Annotated in this window: 15 protein-coding genes and 2 tRNA genes; 1 reads left to right on the forward strand and 16 read right to left on the reverse strand. The window is 57.3% G+C overall.

Going from position 1 to position 16,697, the window contains the following annotated elements; genetic code table 11:
- Positions 1-130: 130 nt before the first annotated feature.
- The 3 genes from QMG40_RS02210 to QMG40_RS02220 all read right to left on the reverse strand — a co-directional run bounded on the left by QMG40_RS02210 (position 131) and on the right by QMG40_RS02220 (position 1,915).
- The gene (locus QMG40_RS02210; RefSeq protein ID WP_283527463.1) at positions 131-898 is read right to left on the reverse strand and encodes an SDR family oxidoreductase; all 768 of its coding nucleotides are present in this window, start codon (positions 896-898) and stop codon (positions 131-133) included.
- Between the two features lie 70 nt (positions 899-968).
- Positions 969-1,316, reverse strand: coding sequence for a DUF488 domain-containing protein (locus QMG40_RS02215; protein ID WP_283527464.1), 348 nt, complete (start codon positions 1,314-1,316; stop codon positions 969-971).
- A gap of 110 nt (positions 1,317-1,426) precedes the next feature.
- Positions 1,427-1,915, reverse strand: a complete 489-nt coding sequence (locus tag QMG40_RS02220) for a MepB family protein (RefSeq protein WP_283527466.1) — start codon at positions 1,913-1,915, stop codon at positions 1,427-1,429.
- Between the two features lie 103 nt (positions 1,916-2,018).
- Here QMG40_RS02220 and valS point away from each other — a divergent pair, with 103 nt between their 5' ends.
- Positions 2,019-4,658: a valine--tRNA ligase gene (gene valS, locus QMG40_RS02225; protein ID WP_283527468.1), complete on the forward strand. Its 2,640-nt coding sequence runs from the start codon at positions 2,019-2,021 to the stop codon at positions 4,656-4,658.
- 67 nt (positions 4,659-4,725) lie between these two features.
- Here the strand turns inward: valS and QMG40_RS02230 are convergent, their stop codons facing one another.
- From QMG40_RS02230 to QMG40_RS02290, 13 genes are all read right to left on the reverse strand, one after another.
- Positions 4,726-5,514, reverse strand: coding sequence for an SGNH/GDSL hydrolase family protein (locus QMG40_RS02230; protein ID WP_283528585.1), 789 nt, complete (start codon positions 5,512-5,514; stop codon positions 4,726-4,728).
- Between the two features lie 39 nt (positions 5,515-5,553).
- A complete protein-coding gene (locus tag QMG40_RS02235) occupies positions 5,554-6,942 on the reverse strand; it encodes a UDP-glucose dehydrogenase family protein (protein WP_283527470.1) in 1,389 nt (462 codons plus the stop codon).
- Positions 6,939-8,084, reverse strand: a complete 1,146-nt coding sequence (locus tag QMG40_RS02240) for a glycosyltransferase family 4 protein (protein ID WP_283527472.1) — start codon at positions 8,082-8,084, stop codon at positions 6,939-6,941. Before QMG40_RS02240 ends, QMG40_RS02235 begins: the two co-directional genes overlap by 4 nt.
- Positions 8,085-8,251: 167 nt before the next feature.
- Positions 8,252-8,878, reverse strand: coding sequence for a mycothiol-dependent nitroreductase Rv2466c family protein (locus QMG40_RS02245; protein WP_283527473.1), 627 nt, complete (start codon positions 8,876-8,878; stop codon positions 8,252-8,254).
- A 107-nt stretch (positions 8,879-8,985) separates the two neighbouring features.
- Entirely contained in the window at positions 8,986-10,272 is a 1,287-nt protein-coding gene (clpX, locus tag QMG40_RS02250) for an ATP-dependent Clp protease ATP-binding subunit ClpX (protein WP_283527474.1), read from the reverse strand.
- Between the two features lie 189 nt (positions 10,273-10,461).
- Positions 10,462-11,136, reverse strand: a complete 675-nt coding sequence (locus tag QMG40_RS02255) for an ATP-dependent Clp protease proteolytic subunit (RefSeq protein WP_283527476.1) — start codon at positions 11,134-11,136, stop codon at positions 10,462-10,464.
- Positions 11,137-11,168: 32 nt separating this feature from the next.
- A complete protein-coding gene (locus QMG40_RS02260) occupies positions 11,169-11,789 on the reverse strand; it encodes an ATP-dependent Clp protease proteolytic subunit (protein WP_283527478.1) in 621 nt (206 codons plus the stop codon).
- 294 nt (positions 11,790-12,083) lie between these two features.
- Positions 12,084-13,454 (reverse strand): trigger factor, encoded by a 1,371-nt coding sequence (gene tig, locus QMG40_RS02265; protein WP_283527480.1) that lies wholly within the window; start codon positions 13,452-13,454, stop codon positions 12,084-12,086.
- A gap of 89 nt (positions 13,455-13,543) precedes the next feature.
- Positions 13,544-13,616 (reverse strand) — tRNA-Pro (locus QMG40_RS02270).
- 146 nt (positions 13,617-13,762) lie between these two features.
- Positions 13,763-13,833, reverse strand: a tRNA-Gly gene (locus tag QMG40_RS02275).
- Positions 13,834-13,964: 131 nt separating this feature from the next.
- Complete coding sequence (locus QMG40_RS02280) at positions 13,965-15,011, reverse strand: Fpg/Nei family DNA glycosylase (RefSeq protein WP_283527482.1); 1,047 nt, start codon at positions 15,009-15,011, stop codon at positions 13,965-13,967.
- 83 nt (positions 15,012-15,094) lie between these two features.
- Positions 15,095-15,568 carry a ribose-5-phosphate isomerase gene (locus tag QMG40_RS02285; RefSeq protein ID WP_283527483.1) on the reverse strand — a complete coding sequence of 158 codons (474 nt, stop codon included), beginning with the start codon at positions 15,566-15,568 and terminating at the stop codon, positions 15,095-15,097.
- Positions 15,569-15,647: 79 nt separating this feature from the next.
- The gene (locus QMG40_RS02290) at positions 15,648-16,697 is read right to left on the reverse strand and encodes a hypothetical protein (RefSeq protein ID WP_283527484.1); all 1,050 of its coding nucleotides are present in this window, start codon (positions 16,695-16,697) and stop codon (positions 15,648-15,650) included.

Raw genomic sequence — 16,697 nt, forward strand, 5'->3', positions numbered from 1 at the left:
GGCACTTTCTTCCGGAAGCTCACCGGTGATGGCCGGGTCAACGCATTATCTATTCATTATACGGGATGCGCGGGACTTCTGCGCGCATCCCGTTCTGCCTGTCGGGCTCAGTCTGTTAGGGCTCAGTCTGTTAGCGGCGGATCAACTTGTGTGCGGCTGCTTGCGCCACAGGGCGCAGAACAATCTGGTCCAGGTTGATGTGGTGGGCAAGCCCGACGGCGTAACCCACTACCGAGGCCACATCATCTGCCGTGAGTGGCTGGGCCACGCCACGGTAGACCTTAGCGGCTGCCTCCCGGTCACCGCCTAGTCGATTCACCGCAAATTCTTCGGTCTGCACCATGCCGGGCGCCACCTCAATGACGCGGATGTTGTGCACGGCTTCTTCCAGACGCAACACACCGGTCAGGGCATGCTGGCCAAACTTGGCTGCGTTGTAGCCGGCCCCACCCTCATACGCTTCCACTCCTGCGGTGGAAGTGAGGTTACAAATAGTGCCGTGGCCGTGTCCCCGCAGAGCAGGTAGGAAAGCTTTAATGACTTTGAGCGTACCCAGGACGTTGACTTGGTACATCCAATCCCAATCTGCCACCTCCGCATTGGCCACACTGTCCGCACCGCGGGCACCGCCGGCAACGTTGATGAGGGTATCTAGCCCACCGGTCTGGGCGAAGGTGTCGGCGGTGAAATTGCGTAAACGTGAGACCTCGTCGTCGTTGGTAATGTCAGTGGCGAACGCCAAGGCTCCGGTCTCCGCAGCCAACTGTTCGAGCCTGTCCTCGCGCCGAGCCACGGCAATCACGTTCCAACCGTCCCGTCGCAGCTGGCGGACGGTGGCCGCGCCAATCCCTGAACTGGCACCCGTGACAATTGCATTTTTAGAAGTGTTTTCAGCCATGTCACCAATCTAGCGCCGTTGCAGCCCCGGGTTGAACACCTGTCGCTTTTTTGCGGTCCGCTAATTATTCCTAGTCAGCCGTTTTTTGCAGGAAGTCCAGCAGGACTGCTGCCTGGTTTTCATGATGGTCCTTGGCGCCATAGAGCAGCACCACTTTCTTGTGCTCGGCCATGACCTCCCGCAGCTGCGCTACGGCGCAGTTCTTGACCAGCTCGGCCGTGTACTGGTGCACAAAGGCGTCAAAGCGCTCCGGCACGTGATCAAAAGCTTGACGAACTTCCTTGCTGGGGCCCACGTCTTTGAGACAGAGGTCAATGGTGCCCTTCTTGATCCCCCGCGGCCATAGCCTGTCCACCAGCACGCGGTACTCCCCCGCTTCCGGCTCCTCATATACCCGCAGTATTCGTACAGTGCCCATGTCAGCAGCATAGTCCCGAGACCTCCTTCTGCGCAGCGTTTGGAGGCTATGATGCGCCACAAGCATTGCTGCGCACTATTGGCGCAAAACGGCACGCAGAAGGAGAGGAATCAGGCAGAGTACAGCTCTTTGATCAGTGCAACGTCGGAGTCCAGGGGTAGAAAATACTCGCATTGCCACTTTTGTGTCCGCCGGGCCGTAGTGCTGAGGCCCTGCACATCCGGAGGGTATACACGCATGGCCCGTTTGCCACCCTTGCCACTCACTGACACCACATCGTGGCGAGTTAGAACTTCAAGGGGGAACACGAACTGACCCAGCCCGGTGCCAAGGCCGGCGTGAATCACGAAGGAGGCAACGCCGTCGGACGTGTCAAAGGGCCGGATGGGCCCTTGCGCTGAACGCTTCCACAGCGTTACGAACTGACCCAGCTTTGTGGGCGTTCTCTTGGCCGTACGGAAGAGCATGAGCCGGCCATCTATGTTTAGTGTGTGGGCGCAATACTGCATACTTTCGGGCTCAGGCTCGATCGAAGAGCACACAAGCCCGGCAGGCTCCCAGACGTTTTGGTGCATCATCAACAAGGTTTCATGGGTCATCAGTGCCACTTTCTCCACACGGCTTTTGGCCCAAATGGTATCAAGTGCCCACCTGGAATGCTTGAACCACCCGTTCCTGCCCAACTCGTGGAAGAATTGGGCCATGGCTGAAAACATTCCGGGCACAGACACGCCCGCACCCACCCCAAGCAACGTTCCCGACAAACCCGTTTTGGAGGGCCTTGAAGAGTCCCTGACCAAGCGCTGGCTTGCTGAAGGAACCTACAAATTTGATCGTGAGACCACGCGGGAGCAGGTGTATTCCATTGACACTCCCCCGCCCACGGCTTCTGGATCGTTGCATGTGGGGCACATGTTCTCCTACACCCAAACCGATGTGCTGGCACGCTTCCAGCGCATGAACGGCAAGAACGTCTTCTACCCCATGGGTTGGGATGACAACGGTCTGCCCACCGAACGCCGCGTGCAGAACTTTTACGGTGTGCGTTGTGATCCAAAGATTTCCTACGAGCCCGGATACCAACCTCCGGCGACTCCCGCCAAGAACCAGCGTGATTTCGATGTCATCTCACGCAAGAATTTCATTGAGCTGTGCGAGGTGCTTGCCGTTGAAGACGAGAAAGTTTTTGAGCACCTCTTCCAGACCCTGGGCCTCTCTGTTGACTGGGCACTGACCTACCGCACCATTGATGATCACTCACGAGCAGTCTCGCAGCGCGGCTTCTTGGAAAACCTGAGTGCCGGGGATGCGTACATGGCTGAGGCCCCCACACTGTGGGATGTCACCTTCCGGACCGCCGTTGCCCAGGCAGAACTGGAAGACCGTGAAATGCCCGGCGCATATCACCGGTTCCCCTTCTTCGCCGAAGATGGTTCAAAGATTTACATTGAAACGACCCGTCCCGAATTGCTGGCGGCCTGCTCCGCCTTGGTGGCCAACCCTGACGACGAACGCTACAAGGCGTTGTTTGGAAAAAAGGTTACCTCCCCGTTGTTCGGAGTAGAGGTTGAGGTCCTTCCGCACGCTCTGGCCAAGGCCGATAAGGGCTCCGGAATCGCCATGGTGTGTACCTTTGGTGACCTGACAGACGTCATTTGGTGGCGTGAACTCCAGCTGCCCACCCGCGCCATTGTTGGCCGTGACGGGCGCATCCTCTCGGAGACCCCCGAGTGGATCACCACCGAGGAGGGCCGCGAGAACTACGCCACCATCGCCGGCAAGACTGTCTTTGGTGCTAAAGAAGGTCTCATAACCCTGCTGACCGACGCTGAGCTTCTTGACGGTGAAGCCAAGAAGATCATGCACCCGGTGAACTTCTTTGAAAAGGGCGACAAGCCCTTGGAAATCGTCAGTTCACGCCAGTGGTACATTCGCAATGGCGGCCGTGACGCGGATCGCCGCGAACACCTGATCAGCCGCGGTAAAGAAATCGAATTCCACCCGGCTTTCATGCGCTCACGCTACGACAACTGGATCTCCGGGTTGAACGGCGACTGGCTGGTTTCGCGTCAGCGCTTCTTCGGCGTCCCGGTTCCCGTCTGGTACCCCCTCGACGCCGACGCCAACCCAGACTACGAAAACCCCATCCTGCCCACCACCGAAATGCTTCCAGTTGATCCTGCAGCGGACGCCGCTCCTGGCTACACCGAAGAGCAGCGAAATCTCCCTGGCGGCTTCGTCGGTGACGCCGATGTGTTGGATACGTGGGCCACCTCATCCCTGACTCCGCAAATTGTTGGTGGTTGGGGCGTAGATGAAGAACTATTCAACAACGTCTACCCGTTCGACCTGCGTCCCCAAGGCCACGACATCATCCGTACTTGGCTGTTCTCCTCAGCCGTGCGCGCAGACGCTCTCCAAGGAAGCGCACCCTGGAAGCATGCAGCCATCTCGGGCTGGATCCTTGACCCCGACCGGAAGAAGATGTCCAAGTCCAAGGGCAACGTGGTGGTCCCCACTGATGTGCTGAACGACTTCGGGGCCGACGCCGTTCGCTACTGGGCGGCCTCAGCCAAGCTCGGCGCTGATACGGCTTATGAGATTGCGCAGATGAAGATTGGCCGCCGCTTGGCAATCAAGTTGCTCAACGTTTCCAAGTTTGTGCTCAATCTCGGCGCCACCGAAGCCAATGTCCTCACCGCCGATTCCGATGAGCTACAAAATGCGTTGGACCGCGGACTGCTGGCTCAGCTCTCTGAGGTTGTTTGGATTGCCACCTCAGCGTTTGAGAAGTACGACTACGCCCGTGCACTCCAGCTTACTGAGAGCTTCTTCTGGCACTTCACCGATGACTATGTAGAGCTGATCAAGGACCGTGCGTACGGAGCCAGTGGCGAAGAGGGTCAGGCCTCCGTGCTGGCAGCTTTGGCGACAACGTTGGATTCTCTGCTGCGCCTCTTTGCTCCCTTCCTGCCCTTTGCAACAGAAGAGGTGTGGAGCTGGTGGCGCAAGGGTTCGATTCACCGCGAATTATGGCCGGCGCTGGTCGCCGTGGACGACGGCGACACCAGCTTACTGGCGACAGTGGGCGATGCTTTGAGTGGTATCCGCAAGGCCAAGTCAGAAGCGAAGGTCAAGCAACGTACCCAGGTACTCTCAGCAACAGTGACGGCCGGAGCCGTGGAGGCTTCTCAGCTTGCTGCCGGTCTGGGCGACCTTAAGGCTGCCGCCAATGCCCTGGAGATCACGGTTGCCGTGGGCGAAGGCGAACTGCGTGTTTCCGATGTGGTGTTGGCACCGGCAGAAGAACCCGCTGCAGCAGTATCCGCAGCACAGGCCTGATACGCCGCACAACTGTGTGGTTGAGGACACCCCCGGAGGAACGAAGGGGTGTCCTCAACTCCGCTTCTCAACCAGGCGGATTCGTTAACTCCCGGGCACGTTTCTTCAGTCCTTTTTTGGGCGGTACCCGGACGGGCTCCGGCCAACGCGGTGTCAGTGAATCACCCAAGGTGGTGCCACGCACTTTGCGCACAGCCAACGGAAGCACCCAGTCTCTAACCCAGAGATATTGTTCTCGCGTCCAGTGCACCAGACCGGGCATGGGAGTAATTTCCTTGTGTTTATGAGTAATCCCGTGCTGGACATCCAGCAAATCTAAGAGCGCGGCAGCTAAATACTTATGCCCTGCCTTTGACATATGCAGCCGGTCCGGCCCCCACATGCGCGGACTTGCGTACGCTGCAAAGCCGGCGTAATCGACTAAAATGGCATCGTATTTTTTCGCCAGATTCCGCACACCGTCATTGTAGGCATGGTTCTTGCGCCGCAGAGGAGATAGCAGCGGGGAAACCTCCACGTCGTAACCGGTGAAGAGCAGCAAGGTGGCGCCGGTCTGAGAAAGCCGGGAAACCATGAATTCATAGTGCGCCAGGATTTCCGGGAGTTTTGTTCCGAAGTCCATAACATCATTCCCGCCGGCATACAGCGTAATCAGCGTTGGCTCCATGGCTAGGGCGGGCTCAAGTTGTTCTGCAACAATGTCCCGTAGGCGCTTGCTGCGCACCGCCAGATTAGCGTACTCCCATCCGGGTGCTTCCTTGGCCAGCCCTTCCGCAACTCTGTCCGCCCAGCCGCGGACTCCATTGGGCAGGTGCTTGTTGACGTCGCCAACGCCCTCAGTAAAGGAATCGCCCAGTGCCACATAGCGCCCAGGTTCACCAGCGAACACGGGGCGTTAGAGAGCAAACTGGTTGGAGGCAATGTTCGCCCCGCTAGCTGGTGCCCACTTTTCTACTGCCGGGCCAACCACCTGGTCACTGCCGCGGCCAACTCCATGATAATCCCACCCAGCCTCCTGCCATGACCGCGCATCAAGAGCATTTCGGCCATCCACGATCACCGGCCGTTGCACCGCAGCGGCTGCCTTGCGCGGATCCAAAGAAACGAATTCCGGCCACTGGGTCAGCAAAAGCACTAGCTCGGCTCCACGCAGGGCGGCAAATACATCGCTTTCAAAGCTAAGCTGCGGGTACTGCAACCAGGCGCTGTCCACGGCTTGCGGATCAGTGACGCTCACCCGTGCCCCTTGTGCAGCAAGCTGAACTGCCACATCCAATGCGGGAGAATCGCGAATGTCATCAGTGTTGGGTTTAAACGATGCCCCTAAAATGGTGATCCGAAGTCCGCGGACTGAACCGCCGCACAGCCCCACCGCTGTCTCAGCCACCCTGAATCTGGCATCGGCATTGATGCCGTCAACCAGAGAGAGCATCTCATCCAGCGACTCAATTCCGTGCCGCTGCGCCTGAACTCGAAACGAGCGCAGATCTTTGGGCAGGCATCCGCCACCAAAGCCCACCCCCGCATGGAAATATTTTCCACCAATCCGTTCATCGTGCCCCAGCGCCTGTTGCAATGCGACGACGTCGGCACCCACCTGCTCGCAAAACTCACCAACAGCGTTGATGTAAGAGAGTTTCAATGCCAAAAATGCGTTCGCTGATACTTTGATCAGTTCCGCTGTAGCAAAGTTGGTGAGCACCTGCGGTGTGCCACGTGCCAACAGGGGTGCGTAGACGGCGTCGAGCATGGCGCGCGCGCTGCTTTGTAATGTGCCGTCCAGCAGACCGTAGACCAACCGATCCGGGACCAAGGAATCCTGTACGGCAGTGCCTTGACGAAGGAACTCCGGGTTCCAGATCAGAGCGGCCCCCGTCCCTGCAATCATTTCCTGGACTTGAGCGGCCGTCCCAACTGGAACGGTCGATTTGCCCACCACGACGGCATCTGCTCGTACAAAAGGCACGAGGGTCTCAATGGCGCTGAACAGAAACGATAGGTCAGAATCGTTACCAGTCTTGGACTGAGGGGTGCCGACACAGAGGAAATGGACCTGTGCCTGCGCCAGCTCGCCAGGATCGGTGGTGAAACGAAGGCGCCCATTGTGGCGGCCTTGCTCCAGTAACTCGGCCAGTCCCGGCTCATAGAAAGGGGCGTTGCCACTTTCAAGGTGTGCAATTCTTAGAGCATCTGTATCTAGTCCCACCACGTCATGCCCCAAGTGGGCCAACGTCGCCGCATGAACTGTTCCTAGATACCCGGCACCAATCACTGAAATTTTCATCTGATTCCTTTCAAGACTGCACTTAGCTGCGGGTACTCTGCAATGGCTTGCTCGTAGAGGTCCATCAGCTCCTCACACAGGACACCCCAGGAGCGGCCCTGTACTTGTTGCAAAGCTGCCTGGCCAAAAGCACTGCGTTTAGCATCGTCACCGATCAAATCTGCTGCATAGGCGCGTAACTGGCTGAGTTCACCCGGCTCATAGAGCCAGCCAGTGCGGGAGGAATCCACCAAGTCCAAGGGCCCGCCCCGGCCGGTAGCAATAACCGGGACTGCCGATGCCATGGCTTCTTGAATCGTTTGGCAAAAGGTTTCCAACTCCCCCGGGTGCACGAATAAGTCCAGGGACGCCATGGCAGTTGCCAAGTCTTCACCGTCAAGGAAGCCGGTGAAGTATGCATCGGGAAGGGCCGCTTGGAGAGTTTCGCGTTGTGGTCCCTCGCCCACAATGACAATTTTGGTGTTGTTTAAGCCAGCGAGAACGGATAGGTCTGCTACTTGTTTTTCCAGGGCAAGGCGACCAACGTAGCCAATGATTTTTTGTCCCTGCGGCGCCACAGTGGCGCGGAACTCATCACAACGCTTTTTTGGGTGGAAGCGTTCCAGATCCACCCCACGGCGCCACATTTGCACGCGTGGAATGCCATGACCGCTCAGTGCTTGATACGAGTCGGTAGAGGGAACAAGCGTTTTGGTTGCTGTTGTGTGGATCTGTTCCACTCGGTGCCATGCCCAGTTTTCCAGAAAAGGCATCCCGTACTTTGCAACGTATCCGGGCACATCAGTTTGGTAGACGGCCACCGTAGGTATTCCCAGCGCGGCGGCAGCTCTGACAGCACGCCAGCCTAGAACGAAAGGGGATGCTAGGTGAACAACGTCCGGATTGAACTGCGCCAAAATTGTTTTCACTTTGGCCACACCCCCAACAGCAACACGGATATTGCGGTAGCCTGCCAGTGCAACTGATGGCAGCCGCCTGACGCTGGCACCTGAAACCATGTTGGGGGCATCTTCTGGTGTGGATGGCGCAATGACCAAAACATCATCGCCACGCGCGTCTAGATGTTGCAGGACTTTTAGAAGGGAGTGGGTAACCCCGTTCATCTCGGGCAGGAACGATTCAGCAACTATGGCAACCTTCACGCTCCAACCATGACCGTTGAAGGTTACCTCCACGCGCAGTTGCGGGAACTCCTCGATGAAAACTAGATGAACGGTTGATTCCGGTGTGTTTGGGACAGCGCAAAGGCCAGTGTGAAAGATCCCGGAGGATTCCGCACGCTGGCCTTGGGCACATCACATTAGTGGTGTCAGCTGAACTGTGGGTCCTCTGTGCGGCTGCGCTTGATCTCGAAGAAGTAGGGGAAACTGGCCAGCGTTAGCGTGGCGTCCCAGAGCTTTCCCGCTTCTTCACCACGAGGGATGCGGGTGATGACAGGGCCAAAGAATGCTGTTCCATTGAAGGCAACGATGGGGGTGCCAACGTCTTGACCCACCTTGGCGATGCCTTCGGCGTGGCTGGCACGCAGCGGTGCGTCGTAGGCGTCTGTGCGCGCTGCCGCGGCTAGTTCACCTGGCAGCCCAACTTCGGCCAATGACTTGGCCATAACATCGTCTAGATCCCTGTTGCCATTGTTGTGTATGTGGGTACCCATGGCGTCATAGAGCGGCTTGATGAATTCCTTGCCGTGTTCCTGCGCTGCGGCGATGATCACCCGAACCGGTCCCCACGCCTTAGCCATGTGTTCTTTGTATTCGGCAGGTAAATCGTCGTTATTTTCGTTGAGCACGCCCAAGCTCATGACATGCCAGTTGACGGAAATGTTCCGGACCGTCTCCACTTCCCCAATCCAACGCGAAGTCACCCAAGCGAACGGGCACGTGGGGTCAAACCAGAAATCGGCAGTTTCACTGGCGGGCAGAACACTTTCAGACACGTCAAATCTCCTTCGTAGGGCATGAATTCACATCGTCAACAGGCCTAAAGCCGTTGTTTTCTGTAACGGTCCTGGATCTAAAACTATTCCGCCACGATCAAGAGCAGTTAGGCAGACTTGTTCCTGCGCTTGGCTGCCACCTCGTGTGGGATCAGCGTGGGCTCGGCTTTCTTGCCCACAACATCGGCAGTGATCACAACAGTGGCGATGTCTTCGCGGCTGGGCAGGTCAAACATGACCGGTTGCAGCACTTCTTCCAAGATTGCCCGCAGCCCGCGGGCACCGGTGCCGCGATCCAGTGCCAGCTCGGCAATGGCGGCCAGAGCCTCGTCATCAAATTCAAGCTCGACGCCGTCCAGCGTAAACATTTTTTGGTACTGCTTGATGAGCGCGTTCTTGGGCGCTGTCAATATCTGGATCAGTGATGCGCGGTCAAGTTGTGTGACGGTGGTGATCACTGGTAGCCGCCCAATAAATTCGGGGATCAGCCCAAACTTCAGCAAGTCTTCCGGCATGACGTCGGCATAGCTAGCATCGCTTTGTTTCAGCGCACTAAGTGGGGCGCCAAAACCGATACCTTTTTTGCCAGCACGAGACCCAATGATCTCTTCCAACCCGGCAAAAGCACCAGCAACAATGAACAACACGTTTGTGGTGTCGATCTGAATGAATTCCTGGTGCGGGTGCTTACGCCCGCCCTGCGGCGGCACCGAGGCTACGGTTCCTTCAAGAATTTTCAGCAGCGCCTGCTGGACACCTTCACCGGATACGTCACGGGTAATAGAGGGGTTCTCTGACTTGCGCGAGATTTTATCGATCTCATCAATGTAAATAATGCCCTGTTCGGCCTTTTTAACATCAAAGTCGGCAGCCTGAATCAGTTTGAGTAAAATGTTCTCTACATCCTCACCCACGTACCCGGCCTCTGTGAGGGCGGTTGCATCAGCAACTGCGAAGGGAACGTTCAGGCGCTTAGCGAGGGTCTGTGCCAGGTAGGTTTTTCCACAACCAGTGGGGCCAACAAGCAAGATGTTGGATTTGGAGATTTCAACATCATCGTGGACGTCCCCAGACAGGGTGGTGCTCTTGAGTGCATGCCCGGACTGGATGCGTTTGTAATGGTTGTAGACCGCCACAGCCAGCGACTTCTTTGCCGGTTCCTGGCCTATGACGTATTCCTGTAGGAAATCGAAGATCTCTCGAGGTTTAGGTAGTTCAAAGGCGTCAAGTTCTGCCACCTCTGCCAATTCTTCGTCGATGATCTCGTTACAAAGCTCTATGCACTCGTCGCAGATGTAAACACCGGGACCGGCTATTAGCTTGCGGACCTGCTTTTGGCTCTTGCCGCAGAAGGAACATTTCAGCAGATCGGTGCTTTCGCCCATCCTGGCCATTGCTGTGTCCTCCCGCGAACAACCCGCCGGCGGCGGGATTAGAACAAAATAAGTCTTCGTTCACGACAGTTGCCGGGAACGTCCTGCAAATTATCTTCCACTCTAGGCCACGGCATGGACATTGGGCGGAAAGCAAACGCCGGAACAGGGGTTTTTATGTTCCCCTGCCCGGCATTTACTTGTACCGTTCTAGCGTGTGATTGCTGCCGGCTTCATCTTGCGCGGAGCCAAAACTTCATCAATCAGACCGTATTCCTTGGCCTGGGCCGCCGTTAGAATGTTGTCACGCTCAATGTCGTTGCTGACCTGCTCGGGTGTGCGTCCGGAAAGATCGGAGAGTGTGTTCTCCAACCACGCGCGCATACGCATAACTTCATTCGCCTGAATTTCAAGGTCGGAGGCCTGTCCGCCTTGGCCGCCGGAAAGTGCCGGCTGGTGGATCAGTACCCGGGCGTTTGGCAGAGCCAACCGTTTACCGGGTGCCCCCGCAGCAAGCAGGACCGCTGCTGCCGAAGCGGCCTGGCCCAAGCACACGGTCTGGATTTCCGGACGAATGAACTGCATCGTGTCATAAATGGCCGTCATGGCCGTAAATGAACCTCCGGGTGAGTTGATGTACAAGGTGATGTCACGGTCTGTGTCATCTGCCTCCAACACCAAAAGCTGCGCCATAACGTCGTCGGCGGATGCATCATCAACCTGCACGCCGAGGAAGATGATCCTGTCCTCGAAGAGCTTTGTGTACGGATCCTGGCGCTTGAAACCGTAGGGTGTACGCTCCTCGAACTGCGGGAGCACGTAGCGGCTGGTGGGCAGGTTACCGGCAGTCTTGCCAAAAGCGGTGCTGCCAAAGTTATAGGTCATGGTATTGCTCCTGAAATCTGTTCTTCGGCTTATTATTTGGCGTTGGTTCCGCCGCCACCGGCAACGGTTCCTGCATGGCGGCTGATCTTATCGAAGAAGCCGTATTCAAGGGCTTCGGCAGCCGTGAACCACTTGTCACGGTCATTATCAACTAAAATCTTTTCAACGCTCTGGCCAGTCTGCTCCGCCGTCAGTTCAGCCATCACCTTCTTCATGTGAAGGATCAGTTCTGCCTGAATCTTAATGTCCGACGCCGTTCCTCCAATGCCCCCTGATGGCTGGTGCATGAGAATGCGTGCGTTGGGCGTCGCGTAGCGCTTGCCCTTGGTGCCTGAGGAGAGGAGGAACTGACCCATCGAGGCGGCGAGGCCGGTGGCTACTGTAACAACGTCGTTCGGAATGAACTCCATCGTGTCATAGATGGCCATGCCCGCAGTGACAGAGCCACCGGGTGAGTTGATGTAGAGGTAGATGTCCTTTTCGGGATCCTCTGCCGAAAGCAGTAGCAACTGCGAGCAGATCAGGTTCGCGTTGTCATCGCGAACCTCCGAGCCCAACCAGATGATGCGCTCTTTGAGCAGACGGTTGTAAATGTACTGGTCCTGAGCGGACGGATCCGCGCTGGCCATTGTGGGGGTGGTTTGCTGTGCCATGGTGGGTTTACCTCTCCTTCGTGTGGTCCGTCGGGCCTGCCCAACGTGACCATCACTAATGTTCACTACTTGGACAGTAGCCCTTTTTGGCGGGCGTTTGTGGTCCATCTGGACACTGTTCGCTGTAGGCGCACGACACCTGAAGATGAGGGCGCTCCGGGAATAAAACGAGCTTCACGTGGCAGTTCCAGCACTACTTGTGCAATGCCACATCAAAGCAAAAAAGCCGTTGCCGGTTCCTTTTCAAGGAACCGGCAACGGCTTTGCAATACTCAAATACCCTGGCGGGCAGTATTAGATACGAACTTCGCCCGGATCGGTCACTGCTGTGGGCTCGATTGCCTCATCTTCAGAAAGAACGTCTTCTTCCTCGGTGGCGGCTGAAACGAAGTCGCTCAGGTCTACTAAAGCGCCCTCGGTGTCCTTCACAATTGCCTTGCCCAGAACAACGGCAAGAGCCTTACGACGACGAACTTCGCCAACGATCATGTTGACCTGGCCGGAGGAGTCCAGCATCTGCGCGAACTGATTTGGTTCCATGCCGTACTGGCTGGCGGAGGAAACGATGTAATCGATCAGTTCAGCCTGGCTGACGCCAACCTCTTCCTTCTCAGCGATGGCGTCAAGGATGATCTCGTTGCGGAAGGCACTCTCGGTGTTTTCCTTGACCTCGGCGCGGTGCGCTTCGGTGTCGTGCTCCTCGGGGCCGTGAGCATTCTCCGGCTTGAAGTGCTGCTCAAGCTGATCGGCCACGACTGAATCCGGAACCGGAACCTCAACAAGTCCAATGAGCTTCTCAAGCACCAAGTCGCGAGCCTCAACGCCCTGCTCAACGGTCTTGGATTCGGCAGCCTGCTTGGCCAAATCCTCTTTCAGCTCAGCGATGGTGTCGAACTCGGAAGCCAGCTGTGCAAAGTCATCGTTGGCTTCGGGAAGCTCGCGGACCTTCACGGAGGTTACCTTCACGGTTACCTGTGCTTCTTCACCAGCGTGCTCGCCACCGGCAAGTTTGGTGTTGAAGATTGCTTCTTCGCCTGCGGACAGGCCAGTGGCTGCCTCGTCCAGGCCCTCGAGCATGTTCCCTGCACCGATTTGGTAGGACAGATCAGTAGCCGAGTCAACTTCTGCGCCGTCGATCTTGGCTTCGATGTTGATGGTGAGGAAGTCACCTTCTACGCTGGGACGATCTTCGGTCTTAAGCGTGCCGAAGCGGCCACGCAGTTCATCAAGGGCTTTCTCACTGTCTTCGGCGGAAACCTCAAGCGTTGCAACCTGAACTTCAATGCCTTCGTAGTCAGGGAGTTCAATCTCGGGGCGAATATCCAGTTCAACGTGGAACTTAACCACACCGTCGGTTGCCGTGGGGTCCGGAACCTCCGTGATTTCAACTTCAGGACGGCTCAAGGGCGTCAGCTTGTTCTCGATGACAGCTTCCTGGTACCAGCCGTTCAGGCCGGAGTTGATAGCTGTTTCCAAGACGTAGCCGCGGCCAACGCGCTGATCGATCAGCTTGTTGGGGACTTTGCCCTTGCGGAAGCCAGGTACCTGAACCTGCGCACCGATTGTCGTATAAGCCTCTGCAATGCTGGGCTTCAATTCCTCAAAGGAAACCTCAACGTCGAGCTTTACCCGAGTGGGTGTGAGGTTTTCGACAGCGCTCTTCACAGCGTGGTACTCCTGATGGTCTGTTGATGGATAAATGGCCCCAGCACATGGGCAGTCACTGACCAAACGTGAACCGAATAATGCTGAAGTCGGGGCGACAGGACTCGAACCTGCGGTCTCCTGCTCCCAAAGCAGGCGCGCTAGCCACTACGCTACGCCCCGTAGTGCCCGCAACAGTCTACGGGCAAATGTTCCCAGATGCACAATCGCCTCTCAGCAGCACCACATTCGTGATGTTATCCACCGCATAAGCGACCGGGAATAAAAAAGCCCCGACAACTTCTGACGGGGAAACTTCTTCAGTGCAGAGGGGGCGACGGGAATCGAACCCGCGTCATCAGTTTGGAAAACTGAGGCTTTACCATTAAGCTACGCCCCCATTGTTATGGGCTTTCACCGGAACAACTCCGTAACACTATCAACGACTTTCGGTTTGCCGCAAATCGGGCCCCTACGCGGTGTGCATTAGCCCGGTTTGCGCCCAGTTCAGCCGCCGGAACGGTCATTAGTTCAGCGGCCGCCTTGGCACCGTGGGCACCAATAGAGTTTGCGACCACCAAGCTCCTTCAGGGCGATAGGGCTCCCGCAGTGACGGCAGGGCAACCCTTCACGTTTGTAGACATAGTGCGCCTCATCTGCGGGCACAGCAGGGGCGGGCACAGCAGGGGCAGGCACAGCAGGGGCAAGCACAGCACGTGCGGGCACAGCACGGGCGGGCACAGCAGGGTGTGCCCCTCCCTCAGCGGATGTCATTGCTGCCATGGCCTGCCCGTGCCCCACCTCAGCACCTAATCCCGTGGGCCTATCAACCAACTCGGTGGTGATGATGCGCCCGTCGCAGAGTCCATCTGCCATGACAATGGAAATATCTCGCCATATTGCCAAGGCTTCTTCCTGCTCCAGGGTTTTTCCCGGCAGCATAGGGTCCAAGCCGAGTCGGAACAGCACCTCGGCACGGTACACATTGCCCACTCCGGCTAACACTTCTTGTTTCATCAGCAACAGGGCAATGGAGGTGGCGCTTCGCCGTACTCTGCGGGCAAACTCCTGGGCGTCACCGGGGAAGTCATTCAAAGGATCTGGGCCAAGTTTGCACAGGACGGCTGTTGATTCTGCCGGCGTGAGGACCTCGCAGGCTGTTGGTCCGCGCAGATCTGCCCACCCATGATGGGAAATAAGCCTGACGCGCACAGCACCCTTGGGCTCTGGTGGGCCCAAATACATGTCCCCGACAACACCGTCCGGCCCTGCGCCTGAGTCAAGCTCTTTCTCACCGATCCGTCTGGGGGCCCCGATGCTGGAGGCACCCCTGAAGCTGGAATCACCGCCAAAGTCCCACGCTCCGTATAGCCCCAGATGCACGCGCATGACCAATTCGTGTGAGAAGAACAGGAACATTTGTTTGCCGTGGGCTTGAGCATGTTCTAATTTGTGGCCATCAATCCGAGCGGCACCGGCAGCAAACTTCCCTTGCGGACTGCTTACCGCCAGTGCGGCCCCGGCAAAAACATCGTTAAACTGCCGAGCCAAACGGTGTACCGAGTGCCCTTCAGGCATTGCTTTTATTTCCCATCTCTTGCACTGAAACCAGCCCTTACGCGCTCACGAGCCCCGGCGTTACTCGGTCATCCGCTGCGTTGTTAGTGAACAACTTCGCCGTTGGTCTCATAGGTGGCGATCTTTGAGATGCGGCGAACGTGACGCTCAGCGTTGCTGAATGGCTCGGCTAGAAAGGCTTCAATGATCTCTGTGGCCTCTTCAACACTGTGCTGGCGCCCACCCACAGCAACCACGTTGGCGTCGTTATGCTCGCGGGCCAGCTTCGCAGTGGAGAGGTTCCATGCCAGCGCAGCGCGCACACCCTTGACCTTGTTGGCCGCGATCTGCTCGCCATTGCCAGACCCGCCCAGTACGATTCCCAGCGCATCGACTCCCTCGCTTTGGTCTGCGACAACGGCCAACGCCGCGTTGATGCAGAAAGAAGGATAGTCATCTTCGGCGTCGTACGCCTTGGGCCCATGGTCAACTAAGTCGTAGCCCTTGGCGATCAGAACTGTAATGAGGTGGGCACTGAGCTCCATGCCGGCATGGTCGGTTGCAATGTGAACGCGCATGAGTGTTCCTTGATCTGGAAGTGAGTAGTACTCATCAGCCTACCCAAGCCTGCGACGTATGTGGGCCCGGTCGGAGGCACTAGCGTTGTTGCGGCGATTTCCCGGCTCGACGGTTCAGAATCTGTGAGAGCTCATCAGCAATATCCAAATTAGGCGCACTGACTACCACTTTCGCTCCGCTACTTTCCCTCAGTACGACGGCGGCTCCCGAGTGTGTCAAAAACGTAGCGGATCCGCTGTGCTTGCGTAGACCCCAACCACCGTAGTTTTTCGCCACAATGTTCAGTGACACTGCGGCATCCACCTCTTCACAGGGGGCAACCACCACAGGTATCACTCCCAGCAGCTTCACGATCAGCTGACTGCGATCAACCTCGACGGTTGCACACAGCATGGATATCGCCAGCAGCGCCAGAAGCCCTGCCGCCAAGAGAACCCACGGCGAGAGCAAAGCCAACAGGGCCCCAGGCAGGATGGCCGCCAGCAAAATCATCATGATCACTGAACTCTTCGGGTGCAGGAAGTAGGCCAGTTGGTCTTTGCCGGCAGCGGGATCTTCCTCGGCCAACAGGACTCGGGCCAGCGCTAGATCATCCGTTGAGCTCCACTGCTCGTCCGGTTTGAAAGTGAGGGCTAGAACTACGCCCATGGCCATAGCCAGCCCGCTGCCCATCAACATGACGTAGCCATCCACTTGAACGGCGGGTAGCTCCCCGGCACCGGCCTGGCCCAAAAGAGTGGCGGCGAAGAGTGCGCATGCTGTTAGTTGTAACGTCATGGCTACACCGAGCAGTATCCGCCGAAGCGTCCGTGAGAAGGTGGTGCGAGCGCCAAAGCTGCCTACACCCGCCCCAAGAATCAGAATGCTTGCCACTCCAATGCCCAAGAATGTAGGCAGTGGCACAGCCCACCCACCCACCGGAAGCAGCACGCCATCGGGAAGCTGGGAGCTGGTGAACACACCACCAAGGACCAGTGCGGCCGCGAGTAGGACCGGGAAAATCAAGGCAAAGCGCAGGGCCCTTGCATCGATGTGCCGCTCCCTCGTTGAATCATGACTGCCTGTGGAATCGTAACTGCCGGATGAATCATGACTGCCTGTTGAATCGTGATTGCCCTCGGATACCAT

The organism is Arthrobacter antibioticus, from assembly GCF_030063205.1.
Taxonomy (GTDB): domain Bacteria; phylum Actinomycetota; class Actinomycetes; order Actinomycetales; family Micrococcaceae; genus Specibacter.